Source organism: Caballeronia sp. LZ008 (genome assembly GCF_031451435.1).
GTDB classification, from domain to species: domain Bacteria; phylum Pseudomonadota; class Gammaproteobacteria; order Burkholderiales; family Burkholderiaceae; genus Caballeronia; species Caballeronia zhejiangensis.
In genome coordinates, this window is the sequence record NZ_JARUXK010000001.1 from 130,625 (window position 1) to 155,728 (window position 25,104).

30 protein-coding genes are annotated in these 25,104 nt (G+C 65.0%); 20 read left to right on the forward strand and 10 right to left on the reverse strand.

The window, feature by feature from the left end; genetic code table 11:
• Positions 1 to 111: 111 nt before the first annotated feature.
• From QCE49_RS00640 to QCE49_RS00650, 3 genes are all read right to left on the reverse strand, one after another.
• Entirely contained in the window at positions 112 to 900 is a 789-nt protein-coding gene (locus tag QCE49_RS00640; protein ID WP_034470453.1) for an alpha/beta fold hydrolase, read from the reverse strand.
• 55 nt (positions 901 to 955) lie between these two features.
• A complete protein-coding gene (locus QCE49_RS00645) occupies positions 956 to 2,158 on the reverse strand; it encodes a DUF3108 domain-containing protein (RefSeq protein WP_250456633.1) in 1,203 nt (400 codons plus the stop codon).
• Between the two features lie 98 nt (positions 2,159 to 2,256).
• The gene (locus QCE49_RS00650; RefSeq protein ID WP_250456632.1) at positions 2,257 to 3,069 is read right to left on the reverse strand and encodes an IclR family transcriptional regulator; all 813 of its coding nucleotides are present in this window, start codon (positions 3,067 to 3,069) and stop codon (positions 2,257 to 2,259) included.
• Between the two features lie 109 nt (positions 3,070 to 3,178).
• On the opposite strand from QCE49_RS00650, the gene QCE49_RS00655 reads away from it, so the two are divergent.
• The 7 genes from QCE49_RS00655 to rfaE2 all read left to right on the forward strand — a co-directional run bounded on the left by QCE49_RS00655 (position 3,179) and on the right by rfaE2 (position 10,209).
• Positions 3,179 to 4,165 carry a fumarylacetoacetate hydrolase family protein gene (locus QCE49_RS00655; RefSeq protein ID WP_175979741.1) on the forward strand — a complete coding sequence of 329 codons (987 nt, stop codon included), beginning with the start codon at positions 3,179 to 3,181 and terminating at the stop codon, positions 4,163 to 4,165.
• Positions 4,166 to 4,264: 99 nt separating this feature from the next.
• Positions 4,265 to 5,443 (forward strand): ABC transporter substrate-binding protein, encoded by a 1,179-nt coding sequence (locus tag QCE49_RS00660; protein WP_250456631.1) that lies wholly within the window; start codon positions 4,265 to 4,267, stop codon positions 5,441 to 5,443.
• 18 nt (positions 5,444 to 5,461) lie between these two features.
• Positions 5,462 to 6,289: an enoyl-CoA hydratase/isomerase family protein gene (locus tag QCE49_RS00665; RefSeq protein ID WP_008351843.1), complete on the forward strand. Its 828-nt coding sequence runs from the start codon at positions 5,462 to 5,464 to the stop codon at positions 6,287 to 6,289.
• 36 nt (positions 6,290 to 6,325) lie between these two features.
• Positions 6,326 to 7,096: a PhaM family polyhydroxyalkanoate granule multifunctional regulatory protein gene (locus QCE49_RS00670; RefSeq protein WP_250456630.1), complete on the forward strand. Its 771-nt coding sequence runs from the start codon at positions 6,326 to 6,328 to the stop codon at positions 7,094 to 7,096.
• Between the two features lie 238 nt (positions 7,097 to 7,334).
• Positions 7,335 to 8,336 (forward strand): MerR family transcriptional regulator, encoded by a 1,002-nt coding sequence (locus tag QCE49_RS00675; RefSeq protein WP_239294312.1) that lies wholly within the window; start codon positions 7,335 to 7,337, stop codon positions 8,334 to 8,336.
• A 395-nt stretch (positions 8,337 to 8,731) separates the two neighbouring features.
• On the forward strand, positions 8,732 to 9,607 hold the full coding sequence (locus QCE49_RS00680; RefSeq protein ID WP_033536551.1) for an acyl-ACP desaturase: 876 nt from the start codon (positions 8,732 to 8,734) through the stop codon (positions 9,605 to 9,607).
• Positions 9,608 to 9,726: 119 nt separating this feature from the next.
• Positions 9,727 to 10,209 carry a D-glycero-beta-D-manno-heptose 1-phosphate adenylyltransferase gene (gene rfaE2 / locus QCE49_RS00685; RefSeq protein ID WP_034470462.1) on the forward strand — a complete coding sequence of 161 codons (483 nt, stop codon included), beginning with the start codon at positions 9,727 to 9,729 and terminating at the stop codon, positions 10,207 to 10,209.
• A 15-nt stretch (positions 10,210 to 10,224) separates the two neighbouring features.
• Here the strand turns inward: rfaE2 and QCE49_RS00690 are convergent, their stop codons facing one another.
• The 5 genes from QCE49_RS00690 to QCE49_RS00710 are packed head-to-tail and all read right to left on the reverse strand — an operon-like array spanning position 10,225 to position 12,730.
• A complete protein-coding gene (locus QCE49_RS00690) occupies positions 10,225 to 10,464 on the reverse strand; it encodes a hypothetical protein (protein WP_008351832.1) in 240 nt (79 codons plus the stop codon).
• Positions 10,465 to 10,498: 34 nt separating this feature from the next.
• A complete protein-coding gene (locus tag QCE49_RS00695) occupies positions 10,499 to 11,320 on the reverse strand; it encodes a type III pantothenate kinase (protein WP_008351830.1) in 822 nt (273 codons plus the stop codon).
• Positions 11,317 to 12,213 (reverse strand): biotin--[acetyl-CoA-carboxylase] ligase, encoded by an 897-nt coding sequence (locus QCE49_RS00700; protein ID WP_034470465.1) that lies wholly within the window; start codon positions 12,211 to 12,213, stop codon positions 11,317 to 11,319. Before QCE49_RS00700 ends, QCE49_RS00695 begins: the two co-directional genes overlap by 4 nt.
• 51 nt (positions 12,214 to 12,264) lie before the next feature.
• Positions 12,265 to 12,582, reverse strand: coding sequence for a type II toxin-antitoxin system RelE/ParE family toxin (locus QCE49_RS00705; protein ID WP_309779193.1), 318 nt, complete (start codon positions 12,580 to 12,582; stop codon positions 12,265 to 12,267).
• Positions 12,539 to 12,730: a hypothetical protein gene (locus tag QCE49_RS00710; RefSeq protein ID WP_008351825.1), complete on the reverse strand. Its 192-nt coding sequence runs from the start codon at positions 12,728 to 12,730 to the stop codon at positions 12,539 to 12,541. Before QCE49_RS00710 ends, QCE49_RS00705 begins: the two co-directional genes overlap by 44 nt.
• 183 nt (positions 12,731 to 12,913) lie before the next feature.
• On the opposite strand from QCE49_RS00710, the gene QCE49_RS00715 reads away from it, so the two are divergent.
• The 7 genes from QCE49_RS00715 to QCE49_RS00745 are packed head-to-tail and all read left to right on the forward strand — an operon-like array spanning position 12,914 to position 18,773.
• On the forward strand, positions 12,914 to 14,041 hold the full coding sequence (locus tag QCE49_RS00715; protein WP_250456629.1) for an ABC transporter permease: 1,128 nt from the start codon (positions 12,914 to 12,916) through the stop codon (positions 14,039 to 14,041).
• 5 nt (positions 14,042 to 14,046) lie between these two features.
• Positions 14,047 to 14,925, forward strand: coding sequence for an ABC transporter ATP-binding protein (locus tag QCE49_RS00720; protein ID WP_008351823.1), 879 nt, complete (start codon positions 14,047 to 14,049; stop codon positions 14,923 to 14,925).
• Positions 14,926 to 14,955: 30 nt separating this feature from the next.
• A complete protein-coding gene (locus QCE49_RS00725) occupies positions 14,956 to 15,915 on the forward strand; it encodes an MlaD family protein (protein WP_175979746.1) in 960 nt (319 codons plus the stop codon).
• Positions 15,916 to 15,928: 13 nt separating this feature from the next.
• Positions 15,929 to 16,555: an ABC-type transport auxiliary lipoprotein family protein gene (locus tag QCE49_RS00730; protein ID WP_250456628.1), complete on the forward strand. Its 627-nt coding sequence runs from the start codon at positions 15,929 to 15,931 to the stop codon at positions 16,553 to 16,555.
• A 34-nt stretch (positions 16,556 to 16,589) separates the two neighbouring features.
• Complete coding sequence (locus tag QCE49_RS00735) at positions 16,590 to 17,762, forward strand: VanZ family protein (protein WP_250456627.1); 1,173 nt, start codon at positions 16,590 to 16,592, stop codon at positions 17,760 to 17,762.
• Between the two features lie 58 nt (positions 17,763 to 17,820).
• Positions 17,821 to 18,150 (forward strand): ferredoxin, encoded by a 330-nt coding sequence (locus QCE49_RS00740; RefSeq protein WP_250456626.1) that lies wholly within the window; start codon positions 17,821 to 17,823, stop codon positions 18,148 to 18,150.
• Positions 18,147 to 18,773 carry an alpha/beta hydrolase gene (locus QCE49_RS00745; RefSeq protein WP_250456625.1) on the forward strand — a complete coding sequence of 209 codons (627 nt, stop codon included), beginning with the start codon at positions 18,147 to 18,149 and terminating at the stop codon, positions 18,771 to 18,773. Before QCE49_RS00740 ends, QCE49_RS00745 begins: the two co-directional genes overlap by 4 nt.
• 12 nt (positions 18,774 to 18,785) lie before the next feature.
• Here QCE49_RS00745 and QCE49_RS00750 read toward each other — a convergent pair whose 3' ends face one another.
• On the reverse strand, positions 18,786 to 19,109 hold the full coding sequence (locus QCE49_RS00750; protein ID WP_144403732.1) for a hypothetical protein: 324 nt from the start codon (positions 19,107 to 19,109) through the stop codon (positions 18,786 to 18,788).
• A 33-nt stretch (positions 19,110 to 19,142) separates the two neighbouring features.
• Between QCE49_RS00750 and QCE49_RS00755 the strand changes: the two genes are divergently transcribed.
• Genes QCE49_RS00755 through QCE49_RS00765 form a run of 3 tightly spaced genes read left to right on the forward strand, consistent with a single transcriptional unit; the run spans position 19,143 to position 21,587 of the window.
• Positions 19,143 to 20,345, forward strand: a complete 1,203-nt coding sequence (locus tag QCE49_RS00755) for a D-alanyl-D-alanine carboxypeptidase family protein (RefSeq protein ID WP_033536586.1) — start codon at positions 19,143 to 19,145, stop codon at positions 20,343 to 20,345.
• Positions 20,346 to 20,355: 10 nt separating this feature from the next.
• Positions 20,356 to 21,267 (forward strand): D-amino acid aminotransferase, encoded by a 912-nt coding sequence (locus QCE49_RS00760; RefSeq protein WP_008351813.1) that lies wholly within the window; start codon positions 20,356 to 20,358, stop codon positions 21,265 to 21,267.
• A gap of 11 nt (positions 21,268 to 21,278) precedes the next feature.
• Positions 21,279 to 21,587, forward strand: a complete 309-nt coding sequence (locus tag QCE49_RS00765) for a DUF493 family protein (RefSeq protein WP_034470775.1) — start codon at positions 21,279 to 21,281, stop codon at positions 21,585 to 21,587.
• Here QCE49_RS00765 and QCE49_RS00770 read toward each other — a convergent pair.
• Entirely contained in the window at positions 21,571 to 22,524 is a 954-nt protein-coding gene (locus QCE49_RS00770; RefSeq protein WP_008351810.1) for a transcriptional regulator GcvA, read from the reverse strand. The two genes, QCE49_RS00765 and QCE49_RS00770, sit on opposite strands and share 17 nt — an antisense overlap.
• A 123-nt stretch (positions 22,525 to 22,647) precedes the next feature.
• On the opposite strand from QCE49_RS00770, the gene QCE49_RS00775 reads away from it, so the two are divergent.
• The 3 genes from QCE49_RS00775 to lipA all read left to right on the forward strand — a co-directional run bounded on the left by QCE49_RS00775 (position 22,648) and on the right by lipA (position 24,821).
• Positions 22,648 to 22,974 (forward strand): DUF2917 domain-containing protein, encoded by a 327-nt coding sequence (locus QCE49_RS00775; protein ID WP_033536549.1) that lies wholly within the window; start codon positions 22,648 to 22,650, stop codon positions 22,972 to 22,974.
• An 84-nt stretch (positions 22,975 to 23,058) separates the two neighbouring features.
• Positions 23,059 to 23,823, forward strand: a complete 765-nt coding sequence (lipB, locus tag QCE49_RS00780) for a lipoyl(octanoyl) transferase LipB (RefSeq protein ID WP_175979751.1) — start codon at positions 23,059 to 23,061, stop codon at positions 23,821 to 23,823.
• Complete coding sequence (lipA, locus tag QCE49_RS00785) at positions 23,820 to 24,821, forward strand: lipoyl synthase (protein ID WP_008351805.1); 1,002 nt, start codon at positions 23,820 to 23,822, stop codon at positions 24,819 to 24,821. Before lipB ends, lipA begins: the two co-directional genes overlap by 4 nt.
• The last annotated feature ends 283 nt before the right edge of the window (positions 24,822 to 25,104 follow it).

Sequence of the window (25,104 nt, forward strand, 5' to 3'; positions counted from 1 at the left end):
TCCGTGGCAATCCTGAATCGTAGTTGGAGCGATTGGGTTGGAATTCAAGGGGTGGCCTCGACGTGATGCCGGTTGTATCGAGGCTTTCTTTTGCAACAAAAACAGGAAGAATCAACTCGAACCGCGCAAGAAGTTCCCCAATAAAGCGGAGAAGCGCTGCGATTCCTCCACCGGTGTAAGGTGCGCGGCGTTAAGTAATTCGAAGCGTGCGCCCGGCACCGTGTCTGCGACAACCTTTGAAGCAGCATGCGGCGTGCCAACATCCTTTTCACCCGCGACGACGAGCGTGCGCTGCTTCACGGAAGCCAGTTTGTCTCGCGCATCGAAACGGCTGATCGCCTCCGCCGCGCGCGCGAAACCCTCGACGGGCGTGCGCGCGATCGTGTCCGCGATCGGCTCGGTCACTTCAGGGTGCGCCTTGCGGAACTCCGGCGTGAGCCAGCGTTCGAGCGTGGCTTCCACGATACTCGCTGTCCCGTGTTCGCGCACGGATGCTGCACGTTGCGCGAATGTCGGACGCGCGTCCTCGGGAATAAAGGCGGGCGCGCCCACGACCGTCAGCGAATCCACTTTGTCGGCATGGTTGATCGCGAATTTCTGCGCGACCATGCCGCCTATCGACAGCCCGACCACATGCGCCGAAGGCGCGCCGAGTTTGTCGAGCAGTTGCGCGAGATCGTCGGCGAGATCGTCGATCGTGAACGAATCCGGCGACACGGTCGTTTCGCCGTGTCCGCGCAGGTCGTAGCGCAACACGGTGAAGTCGTCGCGGAAGTAGCCGGCCATCTGATCCCAGATCGAAAGATCGCCGGCGAGCTGATGGATGAAGACGAGCCAGGGACCGCCGCCTTCGTTGTCGAGAACATAGCGTGTATCGATGCGATTGATCGTCAACTGCATATCGGCTCCGTAAAGAATGCGCTCGTGCCTGACATGACGGAGTGTGACGGCCCCGTTACGGTTTGTCCGCGGCGGGCGTGCTCGGCATGGCGGGCGCGGATTCATCAGACGCAGCTTGCGTGCCCGAGGTGACATCCTGTGCCGCCGCCGGCGGCGCGGCGAGCTTGCCTGCCCAGAGCAGTTCGATTTGCATTCCGTTCGGCTCGGTTTGCAGAATCCGCACGGGCAGCCAGCCGATCGACGGCGCGAGCCAGATATCGAGCTTGCGGCGGTCGCCTTCCTTGCGCGGCAGGCGCGTGAAGTGGCGCGCCGTCGTAAAGCCGCCGCGCGCCTCCACGGTTTCGTCGCCGACGGTTTCTATCGGCCAGATTTCGTTGCTGTCGTTATCCGCGACGCTGAATTGCCGCGTGACGCCCGGCTTGTACTTGTCCGGCGCGCCGCGCACGAGGCTCGCCAACTGCATGACGACGCTGAAGCGGTCCTGCGCGCCGTCCGCGAGCGGCTGGCTTTGCGGCGTTTTCGTGTAGACGATCTGCTTCGTTTCGCGATTGAAGATGGCGATATCGGCGGCACGGCGGCCGCGCTGTTCCGAATACTGTTCCGGCGCGATGCCGAAGCCGTCGATATGGCCTTTGCTCGAATACACATACGGACCGACGAAAGGCAGCGGGATCGAGACGATCATTTCGTAATGCTGGCCGTCGTTGCTCCAGTGGATCGTGCCGGTCTGATTCATCATGCCGTTCACGAGCGTGTCGTAACGTAAATCGCCCGTGGGCGGGACGCTGAACTTGTCGCCGGATGCAGCGTTGGATTGCGGCGCGGTCTGCGAAGCGGGCGACGGCGCTTGAGCCTGCGGCGTTTGCGCGGGAGCGGAAGCGGCTGCGGGCGCGTCGGGCTCTGGCGTCGCAGCGCTCGACACCGGAGCGGGCGAAGGCTTCGGCGCAGGCGCGGCGGGCTTCGGAGGCGCGACGGGTTCCGGAGACGCGGCCGGTTTCGGCGGCGCGGGCGGCGTCGGCGCGGGCGGCGCGATCGGCTTGGGCGTCAGCAATTCCACCTGCACGGGCGGCGTTTCGGGCGGCGCGTTCGCCGGCTGACGGTTGTGCTCGATCCACCGCATCGCGCTCAGATGCAGGCCCGCAACGACGAGCACGGCCAGCACCCAGCGTCCCCAGCGGCGGGGCGCGGCGGATTCGATAGCGGCATCGGGCGGCTCGCCGGACGCGGGGCGAGGACGGCGGAATTGAAACAGTGACATCGTGGAAAGCGTGAAAAGCGCGTGTTACGGACGATCGGGCGAAAGGCATAAGACATGCGCGAGGGAAACGATGTTCCTGGCCCCTTCGACGGACATTTTCAGCGCTCGCTCGCCTTGTGCCCCAATTCGTACGACAGGCCCCGTGCGCACTCGCGCAAGGCAGAGTCGATTTCGCCGCCCCAGCGCGTGTCGAACGTGCCTTCGTGCCCGAGCGCGATGAGACCGAGCGCGAGTTCGCCCGTCGAATCGAAGACCGGCGTGCAGAACGCGTGGATCGTCGGCAGCAGCATGCCTTCGACGCGCGCCGCGCCGTGCTCGCGCACCTCGGTGAGAAGCGGCTCGACATCGGCCATCGTCTGCTTCATTGCGGCGAGCTCGCGATCGAGCATCGGCTGCGTCTTGCTGCGCGGCAGATACGCGGCGAAAAGCAGACCCGTCGCGGATGAAAGCAGCGGCATCACGTCGCCCAGCTTGAGCGATGCCTTCGCCGGATGGCTCGATTCCATCCAGTGCACGACGGTCGGCCCCTGATTGCCCCACACCGCGATGCCGACCGTCTGATCCAGCCGGTCGCGCAGTTCCGCGAGCGCGATGCGCGCCAGCCGCACGCCATCGACGCGCGCAAGCCGCGCGAGGCCCATTTGCAACGCGAAACCGCCGAGTTCGTAGCGCCCGGAAACCGGATCCTGCGATGCGACGCCGAGCCGCAAAAAACTCACCAGATAACGATGCGCCTTTGCCGGGCTCATGCCCGCGCGTTGGGCGAGATCGCGCAGCATCATCGCGCGCGGCTCGTTGGTGAGGACGTCGAGCAGCCGGAAGCCGACTTCGATCGACTGAATGCCGGAGCGCGTTTTTTCTTCGGCGGCGTCGCTGGTGTCTTCGTCGTCGGTGAGAGAGGTGGATTGCATGTGCGAAAAGGCCTATGCCGTTCGGCCGAGTGCCGGCGGCGGATTCACCATCGTAAAATACATTTCCTTTAACGTCACCCGCGTCACCACGCTCACCCGGCACTGCTCCATGAAACTTGCAACCTTGAAGGACGGCACGCGCGACGGCCAGCTGATCGTCGTCTCGCGCGACCTGCGCACGGCCGCAATCGCCGATGGAATCGTCTCGACGCTGCAACGCGCGCTCGACGACTGGACCTTTTACGCGCCGCAACTCATGGAAGTCTACGAAGCGCTGAACGCCGGCCGCGCGCGCAACAGCTTTTCGTTCGATCCGAAAGCCTGCATGGCGCCGTTGCCGCGCGCGTTCCAGTGGGCGGACGGCTCCTCGTACGTGAATCACGTGGAGCTCGTGCGAAAGGCGCGCAAAGCGGAAATGCCGCCCGAATTCTGGACCGATCCGCTGATGTATCAAGGCGGCAGCGACGACTTCATCGGCCCGACGGACGACATCGTGTGCGCGACGGAATCGTATGGCATCGACTTCGAAGCGGAAGTCGCCGTCATCACGTCCGACGTACACATGGCCGCGATGCCCGACGAAGCGCTTCGCAGCGTGCGCCTGCTGATGCTCGTCAACGACGTGTCGCTGCGCAATCTCATTCCCGCCGAACTTGCGAAGGGCTTCGGCTTTTTCCAGAGCAAGCCCGCGACCGCGTTCTCGCCGGTTGCCGTGACGCCCGACGAACTCGGCGACGCGTGGCGCGAAGGGCGCGTGCATCGCCCGATGATCGTGCACTGGAACGGCAGGAAAGTCGGTCAGCCGGACTGCGGCACCGACATGGTGTTCCACTTCGGCCAGCTCATCGCGCACGCGGCGAAGACGCGCAATCTGCGCGCGGGCTCGATCGTCGGCTCGGGCACGATCTCGAACAAGGACACGAAGCGCGGCTACTGCTGCATCGCCGAGAAGCGCTGTCTGGAGACGATCGAGCACGGCGCGCCGCAGACAGAGTTCATGAAATTTGGCGACAGCGTGAAGATCGAAATGTTCGACGAAGAAGGCAAGTCGATCTTCGGCGCAATCGATCAGGCGGTCGTGCAACCGGAGCATTGAACGGGTTTCGCCCGATGCGGCGCGCCCAAGCCTCGCCTTACACTTTGCCGGGCTGCTCTTCGGGCAGCACAAGAACGATCAAAAAAAAAGGAGACTTCGATGGCGGCAGGCAAGTGGAAATTTCTGGCGGGCGCGGCATTCGCGCTCGCCGCCGCGACGGTGGCAACGGCGGCATTCGCGCAGACGGCGCAGCACGTGAAGATCGGTCTCGTGCTGTCGCTTACGGGGCCGGCCGCGTCGCTCGGCATTCCCGCGCGCGATACCGTCGCGCTCTTGCCGAAGGAAATGGGTGGCAAGCCCGTCGACTACATCGTGCTCGACGACGCCTCCGACACCACGCAGGCCGTGCAAAGCACGAAGAAGCTCATCAGCGAGGATCAGGTCGATGCGATCATCGGTTCGTCGATCACGCCGAACTCGCTCGCGATGATCGATGTCGTCGCGCAAGGCCAAACGCCGATGATCTCGCTGGCGTCGTCGGCGACGATCATCGAGCCTGTCGACGACAAGCGCCGCTGGGTCTTCAAGACGCCGCAAACCGACGCGATGATGGCCTCCGCGATCATCGCGCATGCGAGCAATCATGGCGTGAAGACGCTTGCGTACATCGGCCAGGCGGACGCGCTCGGCGAGACCTTCTACGCCGAAGTCGCGAAGTTCGCGCAGCTGCACAAGATCGAAGTGGTCGCGAATGAACGCTTCAATCGCACCGATCCGAGCGTGACCGGGCAGATCCTGAAGATTCTCGCGGCCAAGCCCGATGCGGTGGTCGTCGGCGCGGCCGGCACGCCCGCCGCGCTGCCGCCGAAAACGCTCGCGCAGCGCGGCTTCAAAGGCAAGGTCTATCACAATCACGGCGTCGGCAACCGCGACTTCCTGCGCGTGTGCGGCGCGGATTGCAACGGCACGTTCCTGCCCGCGAGCCCGGTGCTCGTCGCCGCGCAGTTGCCCGACGACCATCCGGCCAAGCGGCTCGCACTCGAATACATCAAACTGTACGAGGCGAAGCAGGGCGCGGGCACCGTGTCGGCGTTCGGCTCGTATGCGTGGGACGCGGGCATGCTGCTCAATCGCGCGGTGCCTATCGCGATGAAAGCGGGCGCGCCCGGCACGCCGGCGTTTCGCGCCGCGCTGCGCGATGCGCTCGAAGGCACGAAGAATTTCTCCGACACCAACGGGCAGGTCAACATGTCGCCCAACGATCACATCGGCCTCGATCAGCGCGCGCGCGTGATGGTCGAGATCCGCGACGGCAAGTGGGTCTATCAGCCGCGCTAACCTTCAATCGACGAGACCATGAGCGATCTATCCATGTATTCGGGCTATAAGTCGCTCGAACTGCGCCGCCATCCGCATGGCGTGCTCGAGGTCGTCATGCCCGGCGCGGGCGCGAACAAGAGCGGCCTGTCCACCGCCGACGCCAACATGCATCGCGAGCTCGCGGATATCTGGCGCGACATCGATCGCGATCCGGACACGCGCGTCGCGCTCATTCGCGGCGAAGGCAAGGGCTTTTCGGCGGGCGGCGATCTCGGGCTCGTCGAAGAGATGGCGAACGATTTCGACGTGCGCGCGCGCGTGTGGCGCGAGGCGCGCGATCTCGTCTATAACGTGATCAACTGCGGCAAGCCGATCGTCTCCGCGATGCACGGTCCGGCGGTCGGCGCGGGGCTGGTCGCGGGCTTGCTCGCCGATATTTCGATCGCGTCGAAGTCGGCGCGCATCATCGATGGGCATACGCGGCTCGGCGTCGCGGCGGGCGATCACGCGGCGATCGTCTGGCCGCTGCTGTGCGGCATGGCGAAGGCCAAGTACTATCTGCTGCTGTGCGAGCCGGTGAGCGGCGAGGAGGCGGAACGCATCGGGCTGGTGTCGCTCGCCGTCGACGAGAACGAACTCATGCCGAAGGCAATCGAAGTGGCGAACCGTCTGGCGCAAGGTTCGCAGACCGCGATTCGCTGGACCAAGTACGCGCTCAACAACTGGCTGCGCTCGGCGGGGCCGACTTTCGATACGTCGCTCGCGCTCGAATTCATGGGCTTCGCGGGGCCGGACGTGCACGAAGGCATGCGCTCGCTGCGCGAACGGCGCGCGCCGGATTTCCCGGGCGGCGCGCCGTTCTGAACCGCGCGAACCTCACACGAAAACAAGGAGAGTCGAATGACCGATAACGCCGGCGGCACGCCGCCCTACACGATTCCCGGTTTTCCCGGATTCGGCCAGGCCGACATGATGGGCAAGATGTGGGAACTGATGCGCCTGAATCCGTTCGCCGCCGCGATGCCCGGCGGCGGGCAGGGCATGGGCCCCTCCCTCTCGATGATGTCCGACATGCTCGCTCCGCTCACCAACATCGAAGAACTCGACAAGCGCGTGACCGACATGCGCGCCGTCGAGCACTGGCTGAAGCTCAATCTCAACATGCTGCAATCGGCGATTCAGGCGCTCGAAGTGCAGCGCGCGACGCTCGCGACGCTGCGCGCGTTCGGCGCGTTCGCTCAGACGTCCGTCGAGAGCGCGCACACCGCGGCGGCGGAGAATGCGAAGGCCGCGTCAGCCGGATGGCCGATGGGCGGCGCGGCGAAGACCGATGCCCCGAAGCAGGAAGCGTCGGGCGCCGCGCCCGCGAGCGAGGCATCGGCTGAAGGCGAAGACGCTTCGGGGCAGACTTCAGCGCCGCCGCCCGGCTTCGATCCGACCGGCTGGTGGAACGTGCTGCAATCGCAGTTCAATCAGCTTGCGCATCTCGCGATGATTCAGCCCGGCATGAGCGGCCCGCTCCACCCGATGGGCGCCGCGGGCGCGCAGCCGGCCGCCGCTGGTGAGAGCGCCGCGGAGCAGCCCGCCAACGACGCCGATGAAAGGCCCGACGCGGCGGCCGCGAAGAAGGCGGCCGCGCGCAAGACGGCGCCGCGCAAGAAACCCGGCTGACTACGCGCGTTCCGGCGCGCTCACTTCCCTCACTACGACCGGCGGCGCGCATAGCGCCGCCGCGCTCGCCAATTCCCCTCGACGCGCACATTTCCGTAGCCGAAACGCATCTCAGCACCGACGCACATTTCGATTTTGTCTATGATGAAAGCTTGACGGTGCGGAATCTTTGTCCATCCATCGGCGTTGGGCACGCAACCTGCATCGAATGCGATATTTCGTTCGAACCGATCTGTCCATGACAAACTCATCAGAACAAGATTTCGATTCGGATTCGATCTCCGATGGCCCCGAGCGTCCGGAACCCGTGCCGCCAAGCGCCGCAACGGCGGGCGCGACCGGCATAGGCATCGGCGCGATCGCTCAGGAGATTGGTCTGACGAAGGACACTTTGCGTGTCTGGGAGCGCCGGTATGGATTTCCGCAGCCGATGCGCACTTCCGGCGGGGAGCGGCTGTATCCGCAGGAACAGGTGACGAAGCTGCGGCTCGTGAAGCGATTGCTCGACGCGGGACATCGGCCGAGCAAAGTGCTCGGGCAATCCATCGACGCGCTGCAGCAACTGGCCGAAAGCTCGGGCGTCGGCCAGGACGCGCCGGACGCCGAGCTCGACCATCTGATCTCGCTGCTGCGCGCGGGCGCTTATGACGATTTCCGCTTCGGCCTGCTGAAGCGCGCAACGCGCGACGGCCTCGAACGCTTCGTGCTGGATGTCGCGGCGCCGCTGTCGGCGCGCATCGGCAATGCGTGGGCGGCGGGCACGTTGCAGGTCTATCACGAACATCTGTTCAGCGAGGCGATCCAGTCGACGCTGCGCACGCTGATACGTCCGCTCTCGGATGCCGTGCGCGGGCGCAACGGCCGTCCGCGCGTGCTGCTCACGACGCTTTCCGGCGAAGGTCACGGCCTCGGCATCCTGATGGCCGAGGCGATGTTCACGCTATCCGAGTGCGAATGCGTGCAACTGGGATTGCAGACGCCGCTGCACGATATCGTCGATGCCGTGTCGGTGCACAAGATCGATATCGTCGCGCTGTCGTTCACGGCGGTGCTGCCGGCGCAGTCCATTTCGAACGGGCTGACCGACCTGCGCAACCTGCTGCCGCCGCACGTCCGCATCTGGGTTGGCGGCAGCAGCCCGGCGCTGCGCCGCAAGTTCGACGACGGCGTGCATCACATCGCGGGGTTGACCCCGATCGATGAGACCGTCGCGGATTGGCGTCAATCCACCGTGCTATGATCGACGACGCCCGAAACGTCGGGCATTGGCGCGGAAATCCGCATCAAGCGCGCATCGCATCGTTGTCATGCGCGCACGTCATACTGCGCGGCCGGCGCGGTTCCGGCGGCAGTTCGGCGCCACTTGAACATACCTCAGGCACAGGTTTGGCTCCTCACCCACGGTAGAACAAGACGCACAACAGCAACATTTGCACGGGGAGTGCAGTGTTTACGCGGGACGCGACGCGTTGCCGCAGCGCCGAATGTCGCGCTTCGTTGTCGCATTTCGTCTTCGGCCGACCGAATCCCGCGTAAAATTGAAAGCTTGGCTGCGCGCGTGCAAGGCATGTCTGCACGTTCCGGCCGAAAGTCAATACAGATATAACGTCGCATAAGTGGCATCAGGGGTGGACTATGAACACCATGCTTTATCCGGAACTTTATAAATCGCTGGAATCCGTCCGCTGGGATATGGAGAAGGACATTCCCTGGGACAAATTCGATGCTTCCCTGCTCACCGACGAGCAGGCCAAAACCATCAAGATGAACGCGATCACCGAATGGTCCGCTCTTCCCGCAACCGAAATGTTCCTGCGTGACAACCACCACGACAGCGATTTCTCCGCGTTCATGAGCGTGTGGTTTTTCGAGGAGCAGAAGCATTCGCTGGTGCTGATGGAGTATCTGCGGCGCTTCAAGCCCGACATGGTGCCGAGCGAAGAAGAGCTGCACGCGGTGCGCTTCGAGTTCGATCCGGCGCCGCCGCTCGAAACGCTGATGCTGCATTTCTGCGGCGAAATCCGCCTGAATCACTGGTATCGCCGCGCGGCCGAGTGGCACACGGAACCCGTCATCAAGCACATTTATGAAACCATTTCGCGCGACGAAGCCCGTCACGGCGGCGCGTATCTGCGTTACATGAAGAAGGCGCTCGTCAACGCCGGCGACACCGCGCGTGCGGCGTTCGCGAAGATCGGCGTGCTCATGGCGTCCGCGCGCCGTACGGAAAAGCCGCTGCATCCGACCAACCTGCATGTGAATCAGGCGCTCTTCCCGCGCGACACCGTGCAGTCGCGTTTGCCCGATCCCGAATGGCTCGAGCGCTGGCTGGACGACCAGATCCGCTTCGACGACAGTTGGGAGAAGAAGGTCGTCGAGCGCATTCTGCACAACCTGTCGATTCTGTTCGAGCGTTCGTTCGTGACCGCGCAGGAACTGAATCGCTATCGCAAGGAAGTGACGCAGCGCCTTCAGGCCGCGCCGGGCGGCGGGGCTGAACAGCCGGCCTGAGTTTCGGCTTCGATGAACGGACGGCTCGCCGGTCAGCACCGGCGAGCCGTTTTGCATTTTTCCCGTGCGAAGCGCCGTGGCACAATGCGCGCTTTCAGCACATCGCAACGAGCGCCGTCATGCCCGCTATTTTCGAACGCAAGATCATCACGCGCGAAGCGCTCGCCGCGCGCCGTCCGACGCTCGCCGGTCCCGTCGTTTTCACCAACGGCGTCTTCGACATCCTTCATCGCGGCCATGTGACCTATCTCGCTGATGCCAAAGCGCTCGGCGCGACGCTCATCGTCGGCGTGAACAGCGATGCGTCGGTACGCACGCTAGGCAAGGGCGACGATCGCCCGATCAATCGGGAAGATGACCGCATGGCGCTGCTCGCCGCGCTGGAGAGCGTCGACTGGGTCGTGAAGTTCGAGGAAACGACGCCGCTGCAATTGATCGAAGCCGTGCACCCCGACGTGCTCGTGAAGGGCGGCGACTACGACATGGACAAGCTGGCCGAATCGGCACTCGTGCGCGGCTGGGGCGGCAAGGCGCTCGCCATCGCGTTCGAGCACGATCGATCGACGACCGCGCTCCTCAAGAAAGTCCGCGCGCAGAGCTGATTCGCACGCGCGCGATCACTGCCCGAGCGGCGCGGTCTGCACGTTGGCGGCAGGCGCCGGTCCGCCGACGCGCGGCTGATCGAACGCTTCTTCGGGACTCAGCGGGCGCGTCGCGAGCGCCTCGGGATGAACCTGCTGCAATAAGTGATGCGGTTCGCGCACGCCGGCCGCGGGAAGCGGGCCGAACATGCCGCGCATGACCGCGAACATCAGCAAGTTGGCGAGAATCAGAAGGGCGATCAGCCAGCGCAGCATTCTTGGGCTCCGTCCGTCAATCAAATCAGAAAAGTCAGGATGAGTGGCGCGCCGTCGCGTCGCGCGCGATGAGCGCGAGGCCGGACAGCACGAGGGAATCGTGTCGGGTGTGCGGCACGTCGAGCGCGCCCGCGATTTCATTTGCCGCGCCGCCGCCGAGCACGAGCCGGACGTCGGCGCGCCAGTCGGCCTTGAGGTCGCGCCACGCACGCTCAATCAGGCTCGCCTGCGCGAGCAGGCATCCGGCGGATAGCGCGGCGGCGGTGTCGGTGGCGAAAAGACTGCGCGTCTGACTCAGCGCCTCACGCGCCGATGCCGCGTCGAGCGTCGGCAATTGTGCCGTATGGCTGCCGAGCGATTCCATCATCAGCGACCAGCCGGGCGCGATGAGGCCGCCGGTGAACACGCCGTCGGCGCGCAGTGCTTCGAGCGTCGTCGCCGTGCCGAAGGTCGCGACCAGCAGATGCTCGCCCGGATACGCCGCGCGCGCTGCGATCATGCCGGCCCAGCGGTCGCTGCCGAGTCGGGCCGGATCGGCATAGGTGTTGATCACGCCGCACTGCTCGGCGCGCGCGCGGACGACGGTGCGCGGCAGCGTCGGCCAGCGCGCGTCGAGCAGGCGCTGGATGCGGTTCTGTACCGGCATGCCCGCGACGTTCGAAATCCACGCGCTCGCCGGCGCGGGAAGTTCGGACCAATCGTCGAGCGCGGCGTCGTCGGCGACGGTCGAGTGATGCGCGTGCTCGAATGCGCCGTTCGCGAGCGACGCGCCGGCTTCATCGACGAGCGACCATTTGATGCGGCTGTTACCCGCATCGATGAGCAGATACGGCGCCTCGGTTCCCGACGCGTTCACGGACGTTCCTTCGCAAGGCGCAGCGTGAGTTCGCCGGTCGTGACGGCGCGCGGGCCTTCGGGCGCGTCGATCAGCAACTGGCCGCCCTCGTCGACGCCCGATGCGATGCCGCGCGTCACTTCCATGCCCTGGTCGATCAGCGCGACTTCACGTCCGGCCCACGCGTGCGCGTCGAGCCAGCGCTGGCGGAACGGCCTGAAGCCCTCGGCTTCGAAGCGCGGCAGCGCTGCGTCGAGCGCGTTGAGGAGCGCGGCGAGAGTGTCGGTGAGATTGGCGTCGGGCCATGCCCGCGCGAGCGCTGCCGGCGCGGCGCCGGGCGCGGATTGCGCGGCGAGCCGGTTGGCTTCGTCGACCTGCGCGGCGAGTTGTTCCGCGCCGTGCAGATTCATGCCGATGCCGATCACGACCGCGGTCGCGTCAGGCGTGTTCCACGCGGTTTCGATGAGAATTCCGGCGAGCTTGCCGTCGTCGAGCAGGACGTCGTTCGGCCATTTCAGCGCAGGACGCGCGGATGGCGTGAGCGGCAGGCGCGCGAGCGCATCGAGGACGGCGGTGCCGATGGCGAGACTCAGACCCGACAGCCCTTCGATCGGCCGCCGCAGCACGCAGCCGACCGACATCAGCAGCGCATTGCCCGGTTCGGCGAGCCACGCGCGCCCGCGCCGCCCGCGACCGGCGGATTGCGAGTACGCGACGCGGACGACGGGTGCAGGCGTGCCGTCGCGTCGCGAGGCGCGCAACTGCTCCAAAACGTCGGCGTTGGTGGAGCCCGTTTCGTCGACGATGTCGATGGTCCAGTCGCGAGCGGGCCGCTCGGCAAGCGTCGCAAGCCGCGAGCGGTCGATGCGCCAGGGCGCGTCGGGGGCGAAGGGAGCGATAGGAGAGGGGGTCATGGCGGGTATTGTAGCCGTGGGATGCGTGTTCGAAGCCCGTGAAACTCCGCTTCAGCGCGTCTTGTCGCTCGGATACCGCCGCCGTGCATGCAGCGAGTCCAGTACGGTGACGCGGTCCGTCGCACGGTAAACCACCAAGTAATTCGGATGAACCACCATCTCTCTGGTATTCGAGACCCTTCCGTGACGATAGATGTATGGAACATCCGCTAACGTCCGGACTGCTTCCCTGTTCATCGAAAGTAGATTGTCGGCCGCTTGCGGATCACGCTCTTCAATGTATTCGTAGATTTCCCTGAGTTGTCTCCGTGCGCGCGGCCGCCAATCAACGAGCATTCCGTGCCTTTCGCTTGGCCGCCACGAGCGCATCCATTTCCGCGAATACTTGATCGTTGGGAATCGACGGCTCCGGGTCCGCAAGTGACGCTTCTACCTCCGCGCGGAACCAGGCGTCATACAGTTCAGCCTCTTCGAGCGAATCGAGTTCGGAAATAAGCGGATCGAGTCGTTTGTCCATTGCGGTTGCACCGGAGTTCTCGAAACCATGATAGGTCAGCGACTCAAGTGCACCGCAACACGGAAATTCCGATCCTTGCGCCTTCCAGCCGAAACCCGCCTGCCACCATCCCCGCGTCCCCCCGGACACTCTTCGCTACAATGTCCTCTCCCCTTTAACCGCGTCTCATCGCGCCATCGATCCTTGGACTTCGACACGCCGCCGCGCCTAAGAGTGGAAGCCGGTCTGCAGGGCAAGGTGGTCCGGCTATCGGGCCAGTGGACCGCGCTCGCGCTCGCTCGCGATCGCGCGAAGAGCGGCGTCACGCGGCGTCTGCGCGCCATCGGGCGCGAGGCGATCAGCCAGTGGGATCTGCTTTCCGTCGAGCGGCTCGATCACGTCGGCGGCCAGGCGCTCTGGCGCGTGTGGGGACGCAAGATGCCCGCGACCATCGCGCTGTCCGACACGCAGCGCGAAATCTTCGAGCGCGTCGCGCTGCTCGACGCCGAACGCGAGGAACCCGAAGCCGTCGATCGCGTCGATCCGGTCACGCGGCTCGGCCAGCTCATCTTCGGTTTCTTCGATCACCTGTACGGCGGCCTCGCGATGTTCGGCGCCTTCGTGCTCGATCTCATCAGGCTGGTGCGGCGCCCGCAGCGCATTCCGTGGACGGAAATCTCCGCGAACATCTACAGCGCCGGCGCGCAGGCGCTCGCGATCACCGCGCTCGTCGCGTTCCTGATCGGCATCGTGTTGAGCTACTTGTCCGCGCAGCAGTTGCAGGCGTTCGGGGCGAACCAGTACATCGTCAATATTCTCGGGCTTTCCGTGATCCGCGAGCTCGGGCCGGTGCTTTCCGCGATTCTCGTCGCGGGCCGCTCGGGTTCGGCGATCACCGCGCAGATCGGCGTGATGCGCGTCACCGAAGAACTCGACGCGATGCAGGTCATGGGCATTCCGCATAGCCTGCGCCTCGTGCTGCCGCGCGTGATCGCGCTCGGCATCGCAATGCCGCTGCTCGTCATGTGGACCAACATCATCGCGCTGACGGGCGGCGCGCTCGCGGCGAAGCTCGTGCTGTCCATCGACATGAACTTCTTCATTCGCTCGCTGCCGTCGGTCGTGCCGATCGCGAATCTGTGGATCGGGCTCGGCAAGGGCGTCGTGTTCGGCATGCTGATTGCGCTCGCCGCGTGTCACTTCGGCTTTCGCATCAAGGCGAATTCGCAGAGTCTCGGCGAAGGCACGACGACGTCCGTGGTGACGTCGATCACCATCGTCATTCTCGCGGACGCCGTCTTCGCGATCCTGTTCCAGAACGTCGGACTCTGACCGCCATGTCGACCACGCTCGCCACCGCCGTTCGTCATCAGCCGCCGCCCGTCATCGCGGAACCGGTGATCGAAGTGCGCGATCTCACCAAGCGCTACGGGCGCACGGTGATTCACGAGCATCTGAATCTGGATGTGCGGCGCGGCGAGATCGTCGCGTTGCTCGGCGGTTCGGGCTCGGGCAAGACCACGCTCGTGCGGCAGATTCTCGGCCTCGAGTCGCCGACATCGGGCACCATTCGCGTGCTCGGCGAGGAATGGGCGCAAATGGACGACGAAACCGCGAAGATGCTGCGCACGCGCTCCGGCATGATGTTTCAGCAAGGCGCGCTGTTTTCGTCGCTGACGGTATATGACAACATCGCGCAGCCGTTTCGCGAACTCGGCAAGATTCCCGAAGACCTGATCCGCGAATTCGTGATGCTGAAGCTCGAAATGGTCGGCCTGTCGTGCAAGCACGCGAGCAAGATGCCGTCCGCGTTGTCGGGCGGAATGGTGAAGCGCGTCGGCATCGCGCGGGCGATCGCGCTCGAGCCCGAACTGCTGTTCCTCGACGAACCCACGGCCGGTCTCGATCCGAAGGCATCGGACGAATTCGTCGATCTGATCGCGACGCTGCATCGCGCGCTCGGTCTGACGGTCGTGATGGTCACGCACGATCTCGACACCATGGTCGCGCTGTCCACGCGCGTCGCGGTGCTGGCGGATCATCGCGTGCTCGTCGCGGCGCCGGTGGAAGAGGCGTGCGCGGTGGATCATCCGTTCATCCGCGAGTACTTTCTGGGGCGACGCGGCCGCCGCGCGTTGCAGGCATTGCCGTCCGAGCGCCGCGCGAAGCTGCCGCCGGCCGCGCTCGAAGATGCGCCGATCGCCGTGAACAAGTAAGCGCGAAGCGAGCGCCAAAGGAACCTGCCGATGGAAAACAAATCACACGCGTTCTGGACCGGGCTTTTCACGATCGTGCTCGTGCTGGCCATCGCGTTCGCCGTGTTCTTCTTCAACGTCGATCGCACCGTGCGCGTGCCGTACGATCTGATCGCGCGCACCAACGTGACCGGCCTCTTCACGGACGCGGCCGTGCGCTATCGCGGCCTGGGCGTCGGCAAGGTGCAGTCGATCAGCTTCGACAAGTCGCATCCGGGGCAGATCCGCATCCGCATTGTCGTCGACAAGAACGCGCCGATGACGCATTCCACGTACGCGACGCTCGGCTTTCAGGGCGTGACGGGCATCGCGTTCGTGCAGCTCGACGACACCGGCACCGATACGGCCGCGCTGGCTTCGTCGCCGCAGCACGTCGCCGAAGTGCCGATGCGTCCCGGTCTCTTCGAGCAGTTGCAGCAGCGCGGCGACATCATCCTGAAGAAGTTCGAGCGCCTTTCCGACGACGCCGACAAGTTCCTCTCCGACGACGTGCGCAATCAGCTCATGGCGACGACGAAGAGCCTGCAAACCGCCGCCGACGGCATCGCGACGCTTGCGAGCCAGGTGCAGCCCGCGACGGCGCAGTTGCCGCAGACGCTCAGGCAGATCAACACGACGCTCGCCTCGACGCATCAGCTCGTGCAGAACCTGAATCGTCCGGACGGCCCGCTCGTGTCCAACTTGAACAAGGCGGGCAAGGCCGCCGAAGACGCGGGCGCGGCGCTCGCGGACATGAACGAATCGCTGCGTTTCATCACGGCGCGCGTCGGTTTCGAGGCGTTGCCGCGCTTCTATTCGTTCAGCGACGACGTGAGCGCGGCGGCGCGTTCCGTCGATCGCGCCGCCGACGCGTTCAGCACCAATCCGCGCAGCGTGCTCTTCGGCGCGCCGCAGAAGGAGCCGGGACCGGGCGAGCCGGGCTTCGCGTGGCCGGCGAAAGCGGCGCATTGATCGGGGAAAAGATATGACGGACATCGACATGAAAGGAGCGGTCGCGGCGTTCGCGCTCGGCTGCGCCGCGTTGCTCGCAGGTTGCGGATCGACGTCGACCGCGATGCCGAACGCGCATTACGACCTCGGCGCGATACCGGCTGCCAACGCAAGCGCCAGCGCCGCGCCGATGCCGCCGGTCAAAGTGCTCGCGGTGGGCGCGCCGCGCAGTCTCGAAACCGATTCGTTCGCGTATCGGCTGAGCTATGTCGATGCACAGCGCACCGGCAACTATTCGAACAGCCACTGGACGATGCCGCCCGCGCAGTTGCTGACGCAACGCCTGCGCGATGCGCTCGCGGCGCGCGGCCCGGTTCTGTCGGGCGCCGATCCGGTGCGCGCCGTGCCGCTGCTCGAAGTCGAGCTGACGAGCTTCGAACAGGTCTTCGATGCGCCCGAGCAAAGCCGCGGCCTCGTGTCGGTGCGCGCGACGCTCACGCAGCAAGGCCGCGTCGTCGGCCAGCGCAGCTTCGCCGCGAGCGCGCCCGCGCCGAGCGCCGATGCCCCCGGCGGCGCGCGGGCGCTCGCGGCTGCATCGGACGATGTGATCGCGCAACTTTCCGCGTGGCTCGCCGCGCAGCCGCTCTCCGCGTCACGATGATCTTCCGCCCAGCATCGAAGCGTCCGGGCGGCTCATGACGATCAAGCAATGGCAGCGTCGCCCGTCGGCGTTCTCCCGGCAGGCGCTCGCCGCGTATGCGGCGCTCGTCGTCTACGGTTCGCTTTATCCGTTTTCCGGCTGGCGCTCGCTCGGATTGAGCCCGTTCGCGTATCTCACCGATCCGCTGCCGCAATATCTGACCGTTTTCGATGTCGTGACCAACGTGCTCGGCTACATGCCGCTCGGCGCGCTGATCGTGCTCGCGCTCTATCCGCGTCTGCGCGGCACATTCGCGGTCGGCGCGGCGCTCATCGGCGGCGCGCTGCTCTCCGGCGCGATGGAAGCGATCCAGACGTATCTGCCGACGCGCGTCGCCTCGAACCTCGATCTCGCCGCGAACGCGTTCGGCGCGCTCGTCGGCGGCATGCTGATCGCGCCCACGACGAGCGCGCTGCTCGATCGCGGCCTGTTGCGGCGCATCCGCTTTACGTGGTTCGAGCGCGACGCGGCGTATGTGCTCGGGCTGACGGCGCTCTGGCCGTTCGCGGCGATGTTCCCCGCGCCGTATCTCTTCGGCGGCGGCGATCTTCCGCGCGTGCTGTGGGACGAGCTCGACCCGGCGATGCAGGACGCGATTCTCGCGTGGACGCCCGCCGCGTGGGACATCGAAAGCTGGCCGGACCGGCTCGGCGCGCTTCTGCCGGACGACGCCTGGGAAGCGCTGATCACATCGACGAGCCTGTTCGCCGCGCTCGTGCTCGCGACGCTGCTCACGCGGCAGCGCGCGCCACGCATCCGCCTGATGCTCGGCCTGATCGCGATGACGATCTTCGCGAAAGCGGGCGCAAGCTTTCTGCAATCGCGCGCGGGCCTGACCTTCGACTGGGCGACGGACGGCGCCCTGGAAGGCATCGCCATCGCGACGATCGCGGGCGTGCTGTCGGTCGCGTTGCCGCGCGGCTTGCGCGCGGCGCTCGCGGGCGGGGCGCTCGTGATCTCGCTCGCGCTCATCAATCTGCTGCCGGTGAATCCGTATTTCGACATCGTGCTCGCCGACTGGCGGCAGGGCCGCTATCTGCATTTCAACGGGCTTGCGCACTGGCTCGCGTGGGTGTGGCCGTACGCGGCGCTCGGCTGGCTCGCTTCGGCGGCGGAGCGCGCGTGGCTCGCGCGGCGGCGCGCGCGCAAGGCGGGGCGCTCGGCCTGATACGGCGGGCACGAACATCGCTGGCTATAATCGACCGACACTCTCATCGCACCCGCTCATGGATTCCTTCTACAAGTACCACGTGTTCTTCTGCCTGAACCAGCGCGAAGCCGATGCGGCGCGTCCAAGCTGCGCGAACTGCAACGCGCAGGCCATGCAGGAATACGCTAAAAAGCGCGTGAAAAAACTGGGTCTCGCGGGCGAAGGCAACGTGCGGATCAACAAGGCCGGCTGCCTCGACCGCTGCGAACTCGGGCCGGTCGTGGTCGTGTATCCGGAAGGCACCTGGTACACGTATGTCGATGAAACCGACATCGACGAGATCGTCGATTCGCATCTCGCCAACGGCAGAATCGTCGAACGTCTTCTGATCGATCAACCCGCATGAACGCGCAAACCGAAAAGTTTCTCATCGACGGTCCGGTCGGCAAGATCGAATGCGCGCTCGACAAGACCGACAGCGCGCCGCGCGGCATCGCGCTCGTCGCGCATCCGCATCCGCTTTTCGGCGGCACGATGGACAACAAGGTCGCGCAGACGCTCGCGCGCACGTTCGTCCAGCTCGGCTACACGACGTATCGCTCGAACTTTCGCGGCGTCGGGCAGACGGGCGGCGAGCATGACAACGGCATCGGCGAACAGGACGATCTGCTCGCGCTGATCGATCACATGCGCGCGCAGCCGGGTCAGGCGGACGTGCCGATCGTGCTCGCGGGCTTTTCGTTCGGCACCTTCGTGCTGTCGCACGTCGCGAAGCGCATGCGTGATGCCGGCAAGGACATCGAGCGCATGGTGTTCGTCGGCACGGCGGCGAGCCGCTGGGAAGTCGCGGCCGTGCCCGACACGACGCTCGTGATCCACGGCGAAGTCGACGACACCGTGCCGATTCAATCCGTCTACGACTGGGCGCGGCCGCAGGAGCTGCCCGTCGTCGTGATTCCGGGCGGCGAGCATTTCTTCCATCGCAAGCTGCATATCCTGAAGCGCGTGATCGTCGACGCGTGGCGTTGAGCGCATCGCTCGTCATCGATCGGCAAAAGCGGCTAAGCGCAGCCTGAAAAACGTTAAAACGAGCGGCAACCGCGCAGATTCCAAGGAAAACGGAAGCGGCCCGCGCGTATAATGGCGCAGAATTTTTTCACGGATTCCGGCCGCGCGACGTTGCATTCGACGTATCGCGGCCGTCGAAACCCCGGCTTCTGAGAACCGTTTTTGCGTCCGTCTGTCGAACGAGCGCTTTTCGCCGCGGCGCCGCGCGTGCCGCTGTCCTGGCGAAATGCCCGACCGACAGCGACGGTCAGCCTGTTCAACCCGTGCTTCGCCGATCATCCGATCCTCGATCGTCATCGTCGCAGCGTGCTTTTTCCGCCGATCGATCCTATGCGCTTTGTCCCTTCCGGCCTGTCTTTTCCTTCCGTTTCCGTTTCCGCAAAAGCCGTTTTCGTTCTGCCCGCCGTGCTGGCGGCGGCGAGCGCTTTCGCCCAGGTTCCGCCGCCCGACGTGACGGCCCGTTCGTGGGTGCTCGTCGACGCCACCAGCAATCAGGTGCTCGCCTCGGGCAATCCCGATGAGCGCGTCGAGCCGGCATCGCTCACCAAGCTGATGACCGCGTATCTCGTCTTCGATGCGTTGAAGTCGAAGAAGATCAACATGGATCAGACCGTCATGCCGAGCGAGGCAGTGCGCCGCGTGCGCACCGACGAGTCGCGCATGTTCATCGAGGCGAACAAGCCCGTCACCGTGCACGATCTCGTGTACGGCATGATCGTGCAGTCGGGCAACGACGCGGCCATCGCGCTCGCGGAACTCGTCGGCGGCAGCGAAGGCAACTTCGTCACGCTGATGAACGCGGCGGCGAAGCGCATCGGCATGACGCACACGAATTTCGCCGATGTGAACGGCATGCCCGACCCGCAGCACTACACGACCGCGGGCGATCTCGCCGTGCTGTCGACGCGCCTGATCCGCGACTTCCCCGAGTACTACAGCATCTTCTCGGTGAAGGACTTCACGTACAACAAGATCAAGCAGCCGAACCGCAATCGCCTGCTGTGGCTCGATCCGACCGTCGACGGCCTCAAGACCGGCCACACGAAGGCCGCCGGCTACTGCCTGATCGCGACCGCGAAGCGTTCGCTCGTCGGCGTGCCCGACGCGAGCCGCCGCCTCGTCGCCGTGATGATGGGCGAGCCGAAAGAACACAACCGCGTGCAGGACAGCCTGAAGATGCTGAACTACGGCTACACCGCGTACGACGCGCTGCGTCTGTACAAGGCGAATCAGGTGATCGATTCGCCGCGCGTGTACAAGGGCGCGGCCGACAACGTGCAGGCGGGCGTCACGACGGATCAGTACATCACCGTGCCGAAGGGCCTGGGCGAGAAGGTCAAGCCGACGGTCACGCACGACAATCTGATCGTCGCGCCGATCAAGAAGGGCCAGCAGATCGGCAGCGTCAAGATGATGGCCGATGGCAAGGAAGTCGCGCAGTTCCCGCTCGTCGCGTTGCAGGATGTGCCGGAAGCGGGCATCTTCGGCCGCCTGTGGGATTCGGCGCTGCTCTGGTGGCAAAAGCGTAAGTAAGGAGCCTGTGATGAGCCAAGCCGAAGCATTCGATCCGACGGTCTATCTGAACGGCGAGTGGGGACCGCTTTCCGAAGCGCGCATTCCCGTGCTCGATCGCGGTTTCATCTTCGGCGACGGCGTGTACGAAGTCGTGCCGCTCTACGCGCAAGCCGACGGCGCGCGTCTGCCGTTCCGCCTGAAGCAGCATCTGGCGCGGCTCGATCGCAGTCTCGGCAAGATTCGCATCGGCAATCCGTTCGATGACGCCGGCTGGCGCGCGCTGATCGATCGCGTCATCGCGGAGAACGCCGGCGCGGGCGATGCGCTCGTCTACATCCAGGTGACGCGCGGCGTCGCCAAACGGCGCGGGCACGCGTTCCCGGCGGGCATCGTGCCGACCGTGTTCGTCATGCTCGGCCAGCTCGTGTTCCCGAGCGCGGCGGATCGCGCGCGTGGCGCGGTCGCCGTCACCGCCGAAGACAAACGCTGGCTGCATTGCGACATCAAATCGGTGTCGTTGCTCGGCAACGTGCTGATGGCGCAGCACGCCGCCGAAAACGACGCGCTCGAAACCATTCAGTTGCGCGACGGCTTGCTTACCGAGGGTTCGTCCTCAAATGTGTGGATCGTGAAGGGCGGCACGCTGCTGGGCGCGCCGCGCGGACCGCGCATTCTCGAAGGCATCCGCTACGGGCTCATCGAGGAACTGGCGCGCGAGGCGGGTATCGCGTTCGAGGAGCGCGACATCACCGAAGCAGAATTGCGTTCGGCGGACGAAGTCATGATCAGCTCGGCGACGAAAGAAGTCATGCCGGTCACGACGCTCGACGGCAAGAGCGTCGGCGACGGCCGCCCCGGTCCGGTCTATGCTGCACTGTACGACGCCTACCAGCGGGCCAAAGCGCGCGAGTTCGCCGAAGAGGCCAAGCGCGGCAAGTGAAGGAGAAAGTCATGACTGACAAGCCACAAGCCACCGATCCGACCGACAGCGCCAAGCACAGCGCCGACGAGCTGTTCGATTTTCCCTGCGATTTCCCGATCAAGGTGATGGGCAAGACGCATCCGGAATTCCACGACACGATCGTCGATGTGCTCAAGGCTTTCGACAAGGATTTCGACGCGTCGCGTGTGGAGTCGCGCCCGTCTTCGGGCGGCAACTACACCGGTCTCACCTGCACCGTGCGCGCGCAGAATCGCGCGCATCTCGACGATATCTATCGCGCGCTCACCGGCCATCCGATGGTCAAGGTAGTGCTTTGATCTTGCCCGCGGGCGCATCGCACACCGCCGGCGTGCGCTCGTAGAGCAGCCTGAACTGCTCCGCTTCCTCGAAAACCCACTCCCTGAACGCGTGGACGCGCTTCGTCTGAAGCAGCGCGGTCGGGCACACGAAGTAATACTTCCACGGACTCGGCCCTTCGACATTGAAAAGCCGCACGAGCCGTCCCGCGATGATTTCCTGCATCGCGAGCGAACGGCGCACGAGCGCGATGCCCTGACCGTCGATCGCCGCCTGCAGCAAATTCGACGAATCCTCATACAAGACGCCGCGCTTCGGTTCGGGCAGATCGGTGAGTCCCGCGGCGTCGAACCACGGACGCCAGAGCTCGTCGTCCGAGCGCAGAAGCGGCAGCTTTTCCAGATCGCGCGGCACGCGGGGCAGCGCGCCGCCGCGAAAGTTCGGTGAGCACGCCGGGAAAAAAACCTCGTCGAGCAATTCCTCGGTGTGCAGACCCGCGTACTTGCCGTAGCCGAAACGCAGCGCCACGTCCGCGTCGTCGCGGTTGAAATCGATGAGCGAGGCGGTCGTCAGCAGTTCGAGATCGATATCCGGATGCTGCTCGATGAATCTGCCGACGCGCGGCGTCAGCCAGCGGGCGGAAAACGACGGAATCGTCGATACGATCAGCCGCCGGTCGCGATCGCCGGAGCGGATGCGGCGCGTCGATTCCGCCAGCGCGACGAGCGCCGAGCGCACTTCCGCCGCGTACTGCCGGCCGCGATCGGTGAGACGCACGCGTTTGCCGTCGCGCGCGAACAGCGACACGCCGAGCTCCGACTCCAGCGCGCGAATCTGATGACTGACCGCGCCGTGCGTGACGAAAAGCTCGTCGGCGGCGCGGGAAAAGCTCTCGTGACGGGCGGCGGCTTCGAAGGCGCGCAGCGCGTTCAGGGCGGGAAGCTGGCGGAGGTCCATATGGATTGTCGGCGGTGTCGTTGTCAATACAGCTCACATAGCAGTGAAAATTGATCGTTTTGCCTGATGCCTTGTCACGCCTAGGATTGTAGTCATCGAAACGTTCCCTTGGCGGAGTGGATCATGCGAGAAATATCAACAAGCGTCACCTTCGAAATCAAGCCCGGCGAAACCGTGCCGATGAGAATTGCGCGCGGCACGCGTCTCATGGTCCACGGCAGTCCCGTCTGGGCGACGCGAAGCAACGACATCGAGGATTACTGGCTCGTGCCCGGCGACAATCTCAAGCTGCGCGAGCGCGAGCGGCTCTGGCTTTCCGTCGAGGGCGACCGTCCGGCCTATGTCGTCTTCACGATCCTGCCGCGCTGCGACGAACGCGCGATGCACTGGGTTTCGACGCGCATCGAGCGTCTCGCGCAGCGGTTGCGCTCCGGATGGAGAACCGTCTGACCCTCAAGTATTCGCATTTGCCATCGAAGGCATGCGAATTCACCATCGGCGGGCATGGGGCTATTTCGGTAAACTACCGGCACCATGTCCGCTACACCGCTCGCCATCCCACAAGCAATCCACGACGCGCCCGCCACCGTGCTCAGTTCCGGTGACTTTCCGGTCGCGTTGCGCTGGCGCGGTCTCGAACCGTACAGCCAGAGCTTCGACGCGATGCGCACCTTCACCGACGCTCGCACGCCCGAAACACAGGACGAAATCTGGCTCGTCGAGCATCCGCCCGTCTTCACGCTCGGTCTCGCGGGCGATCCGGCGCATCTGCTGCTCGCCGAAAGCGGCATTCCGCTCGTCAAGGTGGATCGGGGCGGACAGATCACATATCACGGGCCGGGGCAGATCGTCGCTTATCTGCTGATCGACCTGCGCCGCCGCAAGCTCATGGTGCGCGAGCTGGTGCGGCGCATCGAAGAGGCCGTGATCGAAACCCTCGCGACGTATAATCTCGCGACCGACCGCAAGGCCGGCGCGCCGGGCATTTACGTGGCGCGGCATCCTCAAGGCGCGAACGATCGTACGCAGGCGCATGAAGGCGCGAAGATCGCCGCGCTCGGACTCAAGATTCGCAACGGCTGCAGTTATCACGGCGTGAGCCTCAATGTGCGAATGGACTTGCAGCCGTTCCTCGCAATCAACCCGTGCGGCTACGCGGGGCTCGAAACGGTCGACATGGCGACGCTCGGCGTCGCGGCCGACTGGCGCGACGTAGCTCTCGTGCTGGCCGAACGGCTGGCACTTCAAATCGGCGGCCTCCCCGCAATTGCCGCTGCAACAACCGGATCGACCGAATGACTGACGCAACCGCAAACCTGGCTGGCGACACCGCCGCTTCTGCTTCGTCGCCCACCGCTTACGACGCCACTGCAAAGCAGAAGGCACAGGCGAAGACATCGCGCATTCCGATCAAGGTCATTCCGATCGAGAAGCTGAAGAAGCCGGAGTGGATTCGCGTACGCACCGCGACAGGCAACTCGCGCTTCAACGAGATCAAGAAGATCCTGCGCGAGCACAGTCTTCATACGGTTTGCGAGGAAGCGAGCTGCCCGAACATCGGCGAATGCTTCGGCAAGGGCACCGCGACGTTCATGATCATGGGCGACAAGTGCACGCGCCGCTGCCCGTTCTGCGATGTCGGACACGGCCGCCCCGATCCGCTGGACGCCGACGAGCCGCTGAATCTCGCGCGCACCATCGGCGCGCTGAAGCTGAAATACGTGGTGATCACGTCCGTCGATCGCGACGATCTGCGCGATGGCGGCGCCGCGCACTTCGTCGAGTGCATCAGGCAGGTTCGCGAGCATTCGCCGGAAACGCGCATCGAAATTCTGACGCCGGACTTCCGCGGGCGTCTGGATCGCGCGATCGGCATTCTGACCGCCGCGCCGCCCGATGTGATGAACCACAACCTCGAAACGGTGCCGCGTCTCTACAAGGAAGCGCGCCCGGGTTCGGATTATCACCATTCGCTGAAGTTGCTGAAGGACTTCAAGGCGCTGCATCCGGAAGTCGCGACGAAATCGGGCCTGATGGTGGGTCTCGGTGAAACGGAAGAGGAAATTCTGCAGGTGATGCGCGACCTGCGCGCCCACGACGTCGACATGCTGACTATCGGGCAGTATCTGCAGCCTTCGGAGCATCATCTGCCGGTGCGGGCGTACGTGCATCCGGATACCTTCAAGATGTACGAGGAAGAGGCGTACAAGATGGGCTTCACGCACGCGGCGGTCGGCGCGATGGTGCGCTCGAGCTATCACGCGGATGTGCAGGCGCATGGGGCGGGCGTGGTTTGACGCCGGTTTCGCCCTTGCGCTGAGAGAAAGCCCACCGGAGACGGTGGGTTTTTTGTTTCTCGTAATCGAGGCGCTAACCGTCCAGAACCCCGGACGCCCGCATTCCGGATTTCCGGAATCCCGGATTCGAAGCCGCCAGCCGCTCAGAAAACTCCCATAGAATCATCGGCTTAAGCGGAACTTAAACCTGGCATTGCCCTTGCGATACAAACGGCACGGCCCATGAGCCGCCCATAAAAGTCAAGGAGACAAGCCGATGACCCCTCTCGCATCCAAACGTCCC

What these genes read in the sequence shown, in the direction of transcription:
- QCE49_RS00640 (WP_034470453.1), bottom strand. Translation starts at nt 900, where the DNA reads ATGCAGTTGACGATCAATCGCATCGATACACGCTATGTTCTCGACAAC.
- QCE49_RS00645 (WP_250456633.1), bottom strand. Translation starts at nt 2,158, where the DNA reads ATGTCACTGTTTCAATTCCGCCGTCCTCGCCCCGCGTCCGGCGAGCCG.
- QCE49_RS00650 (WP_250456632.1), bottom strand. Translation starts at nt 3,069, where the DNA reads ATGCAATCCACCTCTCTCACCGACGACGAAGACACCAGCGACGCCGCC.
- QCE49_RS00655 (WP_175979741.1), top strand. Translation starts at nt 3,179, where the DNA reads ATGAAACTTGCAACCTTGAAGGACGGCACGCGCGACGGCCAGCTGATC.
- QCE49_RS00660 (WP_250456631.1), top strand. Translation starts at nt 4,265, where the DNA reads ATGGCGGCAGGCAAGTGGAAATTTCTGGCGGGCGCGGCATTCGCGCTC.
- QCE49_RS00665 (WP_008351843.1), top strand. Translation starts at nt 5,462, where the DNA reads ATGAGCGATCTATCCATGTATTCGGGCTATAAGTCGCTCGAACTGCGC.
- QCE49_RS00670 (WP_250456630.1), top strand. Translation starts at nt 6,326, where the DNA reads ATGACCGATAACGCCGGCGGCACGCCGCCCTACACGATTCCCGGTTTT.
- QCE49_RS00675 (WP_239294312.1), top strand. Translation starts at nt 7,335, where the DNA reads ATGACAAACTCATCAGAACAAGATTTCGATTCGGATTCGATCTCCGAT.
- QCE49_RS00680 (WP_033536551.1), top strand. Translation starts at nt 8,732, where the DNA reads ATGAACACCATGCTTTATCCGGAACTTTATAAATCGCTGGAATCCGTC.
- rfaE2 (WP_034470462.1), top strand. Translation starts at nt 9,727, where the DNA reads ATGCCCGCTATTTTCGAACGCAAGATCATCACGCGCGAAGCGCTCGCC.
- QCE49_RS00690 (WP_008351832.1), bottom strand. Translation starts at nt 10,464, where the DNA reads ATGCTGCGCTGGCTGATCGCCCTTCTGATTCTCGCCAACTTGCTGATG.
- QCE49_RS00700 (WP_034470465.1), bottom strand. Translation starts at nt 12,213, where the DNA reads ATGACCCCCTCTCCTATCGCTCCCTTCGCCCCCGACGCGCCCTGGCGC.
- QCE49_RS00705 (WP_309779193.1), bottom strand. Translation starts at nt 12,582, where the DNA reads ATGCGCTCGTGGCGGCCAAGCGAAAGGCACGGAATGCTCGTTGATTGG.
- QCE49_RS00710 (WP_008351825.1), bottom strand. Translation starts at nt 12,730, where the DNA reads ATGGACAAACGACTCGATCCGCTTATTTCCGAACTCGATTCGCTCGAA.
- QCE49_RS00720 (WP_008351823.1), top strand. Translation starts at nt 14,047, where the DNA reads ATGTCGACCACGCTCGCCACCGCCGTTCGTCATCAGCCGCCGCCCGTC.
- QCE49_RS00725 (WP_175979746.1), top strand. Translation starts at nt 14,956, where the DNA reads ATGGAAAACAAATCACACGCGTTCTGGACCGGGCTTTTCACGATCGTG.
- QCE49_RS00730 (WP_250456628.1), top strand. Translation starts at nt 15,929, where the DNA reads ATGACGGACATCGACATGAAAGGAGCGGTCGCGGCGTTCGCGCTCGGC.
- QCE49_RS00735 (WP_250456627.1), top strand. Translation starts at nt 16,590, where the DNA reads ATGACGATCAAGCAATGGCAGCGTCGCCCGTCGGCGTTCTCCCGGCAG.
- QCE49_RS00740 (WP_250456626.1), top strand. Translation starts at nt 17,821, where the DNA reads ATGGATTCCTTCTACAAGTACCACGTGTTCTTCTGCCTGAACCAGCGC.
- QCE49_RS00745 (WP_250456625.1), top strand. Translation starts at nt 18,147, where the DNA reads ATGAACGCGCAAACCGAAAAGTTTCTCATCGACGGTCCGGTCGGCAAG.
- QCE49_RS00750 (WP_144403732.1), bottom strand. Translation starts at nt 19,109, where the DNA reads ATGACGATCGAGGATCGGATGATCGGCGAAGCACGGGTTGAACAGGCT.
- QCE49_RS00755 (WP_033536586.1), top strand. Translation starts at nt 19,143, where the DNA reads ATGCGCTTTGTCCCTTCCGGCCTGTCTTTTCCTTCCGTTTCCGTTTCC.
- QCE49_RS00760 (WP_008351813.1), top strand. Translation starts at nt 20,356, where the DNA reads ATGAGCCAAGCCGAAGCATTCGATCCGACGGTCTATCTGAACGGCGAG.
- QCE49_RS00765 (WP_034470775.1), top strand. Translation starts at nt 21,279, where the DNA reads ATGACTGACAAGCCACAAGCCACCGATCCGACCGACAGCGCCAAGCAC.
- QCE49_RS00770 (WP_008351810.1), bottom strand. Translation starts at nt 22,524, where the DNA reads ATGGACCTCCGCCAGCTTCCCGCCCTGAACGCGCTGCGCGCCTTCGAA.
- QCE49_RS00775 (WP_033536549.1), top strand. Translation starts at nt 22,648, where the DNA reads ATGCGAGAAATATCAACAAGCGTCACCTTCGAAATCAAGCCCGGCGAA.
- lipB (WP_175979751.1), top strand. Translation starts at nt 23,059, where the DNA reads ATGTCCGCTACACCGCTCGCCATCCCACAAGCAATCCACGACGCGCCC.
- lipA (WP_008351805.1), top strand. Translation starts at nt 23,820, where the DNA reads ATGACTGACGCAACCGCAAACCTGGCTGGCGACACCGCCGCTTCTGCT.